Source organism: Plastoroseomonas arctica (genome assembly GCF_018128965.1).
Lineage (GTDB): Bacteria > Pseudomonadota > Alphaproteobacteria > Acetobacterales > Acetobacteraceae > Plastoroseomonas > Plastoroseomonas arctica.
In genome coordinates, this window is the sequence record NZ_JAAEDH010000046.1 from 1 (window position 1) to 6,436 (window position 6,436).

The 6,436-nt window shown below is 69.8% G+C and carries 2 protein-coding genes; both read right to left on the reverse strand.

Annotation, left to right across the window (positions count from 1 at the left end):
* Nucleotides 1-141: 141 nt before the first annotated feature.
* Nucleotides 142-3,225 carry an efflux RND transporter permease subunit gene (locus GXW79_RS21230; protein ID WP_211876458.1) on the reverse strand — a complete coding sequence of 1,028 codons (3,084 nt, stop codon included), beginning with the start codon at nucleotides 3,223-3,225 and terminating at the stop codon, nucleotides 142-144.
* Between the two features lie 4 nt (nucleotides 3,226-3,229).
* The gene (locus GXW79_RS21235) at nucleotides 3,230-6,364 is read right to left on the reverse strand and encodes an efflux RND transporter permease subunit (protein WP_211876459.1); all 3,135 of its coding nucleotides are present in this window, start codon (nucleotides 6,362-6,364) and stop codon (nucleotides 3,230-3,232) included.
* Between the last annotated feature and the right edge of the window lie 72 nt (nucleotides 6,365-6,436).

Below are 6,436 nucleotides of genomic sequence, written 5' to 3' on the forward strand. Positions count from 1 at the left end.
CGGCCGGCCGCGCGGCGAACGCACGCGCGCGCGGCTCGAGCGTGCCCATGGCGCGATCGCCGCGGGCGACTTCGCCGCAGCCGAGGCGGTGTTGCGGCCGATGGCGGAGCGGCTGCAGCGCCCCCCACGCCGGGGCTGAGCTCAGCCCGGCGCCGTCAGCGCCAGGCGCGCCGCCCGGCGTCGGCTGGTGAGGCGCTCGAGGCTCAGGTAGATCGCGGGCGTCGTGTAGAGCGTGATCACCTGCGCCAGCATCATGCCGCCGATGATGGTGATGCCCAGCGGCTGGCGCAGCTCCGCCCCCGGCCCGGTCGCAAAGGCCAGCGGCACCGCGCCGAAGATGCCGGCGAGCGTCGTCATCAGGATCGGGCGGAACCGCTCCCGGCAGGCGAGCAGGATCGCGTCGGTGCCGTCACTGGCCTGCTCGCGCTGATGGTGGATCGCGAAGTCGATCATCATGATCGCGTTCTTCTTCACGATGCCCATCAGCAGGATCACGCCGATGAAGCCGATCAGGCTGAACGGCGTGTTCGTGGCCAGCAGGGCCAGGAGCGCACCGATCCCCGCGGTGGGCAGCGTGGACAGGATGGTCAGCGGGTGCAGCAGGTTCTCATACAGCATTCCCAGCGTGAGGTAGATCACCACCAGCGCCGCCAGCACCAGCAGCGGCAGGCCGCTGAGAAAGCCCTGGAAGGCGGCCGCATTGCCGGCGAATTCACCGCGCACGGAGGCGGGCATCTGGATCGCAAGTGCGGCACGCTCGATCGCCGCCGAAGCCTCGCCCAGCGTCACGCCATCGGGCAGGTTGAAGCTGATGGTCGAGGCCGCGAAGCTGCCTTGGTGCGTCACTGAGCGCGGCGCGATGCCCCGCTCCAGCTTCACCAGCGCGCCGAGCGGCACCTGGCCGGTGGTGCCGGGGACGAAGATGCGCATCAGGTCCTCGGGCGATTCCGTCAGCCGCGGATCGACCTCCAGGATCACCCGGTACTGGTTGCGCGTCCGATAGATGGTCGAAACCTGGCGCTGGGCGAAACTGTCGTTCAGCGCATTGCCCACATCGGAGACGTTCACCCCGAGCCGCGCCGCCGCCTCGCGGTCGATCATCAGGCGCGAGACGAGGCCGGTGCGCTGCTGGTCGGAGGAGACGTCGGCCAGCTGCGGCACGGTGAGCAACTGCCGCACCAGCGCCTCGCTCCAGCGCTGCAGCTCCTCGAGATCCGAGGTGAGCAGCACGAACTGGTAGCCGGCATTCGTCTGACGACCGCCGAGATTGATGTCGGGCTGGACGCGGAGGAAGGTCTGCGCGCCGGTGACCCGCGCCAAGGGGTCCCGCAGGCGGTTGACCACGTCAAAGCCGGTGACGCCGGGGCGCTCCTCCACCGGCTTGAGCGCGACCTGGAGGCGGATATTGCCCGACGAGCCGAAGAATCCGCCGCCGCCGACCGAGGCGGTGACGCCGGCCACCGCGGGGTCGGCCTGCAGCACCTCCATGATGCGGCGCTGGTAGCCGACCATCGCTTGGAAGGAGGTGTCCGGCTGCGCCTGCACCGAGCCCACCAGCAACCCTGCATCCTGGTCCGGGAAGAAGGCCTTGGGCACCACGCGGTAGAGGTAGACGGTGCCCACGACGAGGGCGAGCGTGAGCACCAGCATCGCGCGCCGCCAGCGCAGCGCGACGCCGAGGCTGCGCACATAGGCATCGACCAGCGCATCCATCCCGCGCTCGAACCCGCGCGAGAAGCGGCCCGGCGGCGGGCGGTGATGGCGCCCGAGATTGGCCGCGACCATCGGCGTGATGGTGAGCGAGATGACCGCGGACAGTGCCACCGCGACCGCGAGCGTCATCGCGAACTCATTGAACAGGCGCCCGACCACGCCGCCCAGGAACAGCAGCGGGATGAACACCGCGATCAGCGACACGCTCATCGAGATCACGGTGAAGCCGATCTGGCGCACCGCGAGGATCGCGGCCGGGATCGGCTTCATGCCGGTCTCGGTCAGCCGCGCCATGTTCTCGATCATCACGATCGCATCGTCGACCACGAACCCCACCGAGATGGTCAGCGCCATGAGCGTGAGATTGTTCAGCGAGAAGCCCAGCAGCCACATCACCGCCAGCGTGCCGAGCAGCGACAGCGGCACCGCGATGCCGGCCGCGAAGATCGCCGAGCCGCGGCGCAGGAACAGCGCGACCACCAGCACCACGAGCGCGATCGAGATCAGCAACGCGTTGCTCACCTCGTTCACGCTGGCGCGGATGGTCTGCGAACGATCGCGCACCAGGGTGATATCGATCCCCGCGGGGATCCAGCGCATGATATCCGGCACCCGCGCGCGGATGCCGTCGACCACCTCCAACACGTTCGCATCGGCCTGCTTGAAGACAGTGAGAATGATCGCGGGGCGGCCATTATACAGGCCCGACTGGCGCCGGTCGCGCGGGCCATCCTCGACGGTGGCGACGGAATCCAGCCGCACCATCGCACCGTTGACGTGGCGGATGATGATGGCGCCGAAATCGCCCGGCGTGGACATCGGGGCACCGGTATAGATCGCGGCCGACTGCTCCGGACCATCGACGAGGCCGGAGGGCTGGGTGACGTTCGCGCGCGTGATCGCTGTGCGGATCGCCTCGAAAGACACGCCTGCATTGGTCGCCGCCGCCGGATCCACGGCGACGCGCACGGCGGGCTGCTCGGCGCCGGCGATGGAGACGTTGGCCACGCCGTCGACCTGGGTCAGGCGCGGCCCGATTACGCTGTCCGCCACGTCGTACATCTGCCCCGGCGTCAGCGTGTCCGAGGTCATCGCCAGGATCAGCACCGGCTGGTCGGCGGGGTTGAGCCGGCGGAAGCTCGGCGGTGCGGTGAGGCCGGTGGGCAGGTCCTCCTGCGCGGCGTTGATCGCGGCCTGGACGTCGCGCGCGGCCGATTCGATCGACCGGTTGAGGTCGAACTGCAGGATGATGACCGTGCTGCCGAGGCTCGAGGTCGAGGTCATCTCGGTGATGCCGGCGATGGTGCCGAAGCGCCGTTCCAGCGGTGCCGCGACCGAGGAGGCCATGATCGCGGGGTCCGCACCCGGCTGGCTCGCCGTCACCGCGATCACCGGCACGTCGACGCGCGGCAGCGGAGCCACCGGCAGCGCGAAATAGGCGACGAAGCCGATCAGCGCGATGGCGATGGCGAACAGGGACGTGCCGATCGGCCGGGTGACGAAGCCGCCCATGCGCCTATTCCGCCGGCGCCGGTGCCGCCGGCGGCGGGGGGGCGTCGCGACGCACCAGCCCGATCGCCCGCGCGCGCAGCCACTCCATCGCGAGGTAGATGACCGGCGTGGTGTAGAGCGTGATCACCTGGCTCAGCAGCAGCCCACCGATGACCGAGACACCGAGCGGCAGCCGCAGCTCGGACCCCGCACCATGCGCGAGCACCAGCGGCACCGCGCCGAGCAAGGCGGCCAGCGTCGTCATCATGATCGGGCGGAAGCGCAGCAGGCAGGCCTCGCGGATGGCCTCGCGCGGCGTCATGCCGTGCTCGCGCTGCGCTTCGAGCGCGAAGTCGATCATCATGATCGCGTTCTTCTTCACGATGCCCATCAGCAGGATGATGCCGATGAGCCCCACCACGGACAGATCAAGCCCGCAGATATCGAGCGCGAGCAGCGCGCCGATGCCGGCCGAGGGCAGCGTAGACAGGATGGTGATGGGATGGATCACGCTCTCGTAGAGCATGCCCAGCACGATGTAGATCACCACGATCGCGGCCAGGATCAGTATGCCCTGGCCTTCGAGCGAGCGGGCGAATTCCGCCGCGTCGCCACCGAAGCTGCCGGTCATGGTGTCGGGCATGCCGATACGGATCTCGGCGTCGCGGATGGCGGTGATGGCGCTGTCGAGCGAGGCGCCGGGCGTGAGGTTGAAGCTCAGCGTCACCGCCGGGAACTGGTTCTGCCGCGTCACCGTCAGCGGACCGGGGATGCGCGAGATGCCCGCGATCTCGGCGAGCGGCACCTGGCTGGATCCGCTGCCATCGGTGCTGGCGGTGCCCGGCACCCGCAGCATCCCGATCACGGCGGGGTCGCCGGCCTGGGCGGGGTCCACCTCGAGTACGACACGGTACTGGTTCGACTGGCCATATATGGTCGAGATCTGGCGCTGGCCGAAGGCGTCGTAGAGCGTGTCGTTGATCGCCTGCATGGTCACGCCGAGTCGCGCGGCGCGGGCGCGATCCACATCGAGGGCGATGCGCAGCCCGTCCTCGCGCTGGTCGGAGGCGACGTCGCGCAGGTTGGGCAAAGCCCGCAGCGCGGCGACGATGCGCGGCGCCCATTCGCCCAGCACCGCCTGCGAGGAATCCGTGAGCGTGTACTGGTACTGCGTGCTGGAGGGCCTCGTGCCGATCTGGATGTCCTGCACCGGCTGCAGATAGGCGACGATGCCCGGGATCGCCGCGAGGCGGGCGTTCAGCCGCGCGGTGATGGCCTCGATCCCCTCGCGCTCCCCGCGCGCCTTCAGGATCACGCTGATCCGCCCGGAATTCTGCGCCGCGTTCAGCGTCCCCGCGCCGACGACCGAAGTGGTGGACGCCACCGCCGGATCCTGCGCGATCGCCTCGACCGCACTGCGCTGCAGCGCCTGCATGCGCCGGAACGACACGTCCTGCGGAGCCTCGACCGTCACCGTGATGAGGCCCGTATCCTGCAACGGCAGGAAGCCCTTGGGCGCGATGATGTAGAGCCACACCGTGCCGCCCAGCGTGATGACCGCGATGCCCAGCATCAGCGCCTCCCGCCGCAGCGCCCAGTCCAGCGTGCGGGCATAGCCGCGGAGCATGGCGTCGAAGCCGCTCTCGAAGCGGCGGCTGAGCCAGCCCGGCCGCTCCTGCTCGGTGGGCCGCAGCAGCAGCCCGCACATCATCGGCGTGATGGTGAGCGAGACGAACATGGACACGACGACGGCGATGGTCAGCACCAGGGCGAATTCTCGGAACAGCCGCCCCACCACGCCATCCATGAACAGCAGCGGGATGAACACCGCGATCAGCGAGACGGTGAGCGAGACGATGGTGAAGCCGATCTGCCGCGCGCCCTCATAGGCCGCTTCGAGCGGGCGCATGCCCTTCTCGATCAGCCGCACGACGTTCTCGATCATGACGATGGCGTCGTCGACGATGAAGCCCGTCGCGATGGTCAGCGCCATCAGCGAGAGGTTGTCCATTGAGAAGCCGCACAACGCCATCACCGCGAAGGTGCCGATGATGGAGAGCGGCAGCGCGACGCCGGGGATGATGGTGGCCCGCAGCGAGCGCAGGAACAGGAAGATCACCGCGACCACGAGGCCCACGGCCAGGACCAGCGTGAGCTGCACCTCGAACACCGAGGCACGGATGGTCTCGGTGCGGTCGGCGACGATTGACAGGCGCACGCCGGCGGGCAGCGCGCGCTCCAGCGTCTCGATCTGCGCGCGCATGGCGGTCACGGTCTGGACAATGTTGGCACCGGGCTGGCGCTGCACGTCGATCAGCACGGCGGGGCCGCCGCCGAACCAGGCGGCCGAGAGCGTGTTCTCCAGATCCTCGATGGCCACGCCGACGTCGCGCAGCCGCACCGGGGCGGAATCGCGCCACGCGATCACCAGGTCGGAGAAGCCCTGCGCTGTCGTCACCTGGTCATTGGCCATCACCGCGGAGGTCTGCGCCGGCCCGTCGAGCGAGCCCTTCGCCCCGGCCACGTTGGCGGCGGCGACCGCCGTGCGCACATCCTCCAGGCTGAGCCGGTAGGCGGCCAGCCGGCGCGGATCCACCTGTAGTCGCACCGCCGGGCGCATGTTGCCCTGCACGCCGACGCGGCCCACGCCGGTGACCTGCGCGAGGCGTGGTGCCAGCAGCGTATCGACCACATCGGACAGGCGCGAGACCGGCAGCGTCTCCGATGTGAGCGCCAGCGTCAGGATCGGCGGGTCGGCCGGGTTCACCTTCTGGTAGGTGGGCGGGTAGGGCAGCGTCGAGGGAAGCGTCCCGCGTGCGGCGTTGATCGCCGCCTGCACATCCTGCGCGGCGTCGTCGATGCGTCGCGAGAGCCCGAATTGCAGCGTGATGCGGCTGACCGACGGCCCGCTCACCGACAGCATCTCGACCAGCCCCGGGATCTGCGCAAGCTGGCGTTCGAGCGAGGCGGTGACCAGCACCGCCACCGTGTCGGGCGAGGCACCGGGCAGCTGCGTGGTCACCTGGATGGTCGGGAAATCGACCTCGGGCAGCGAGGAGACCGGCAGGCGCAGATAGCCATAGATGCCCACCAGCAGCACCGCGATGCCGAGCAGCGACGTCGCGATCGGCCGCGCGATGAAGGGTGCGGAGATGTTCACGGTCGCGCCGCGCCGCCCGCCGGTGCGCCGGCCGGTGCCGCGGCCGGTGCGCCGCCGGATGCCGGGGCCGCC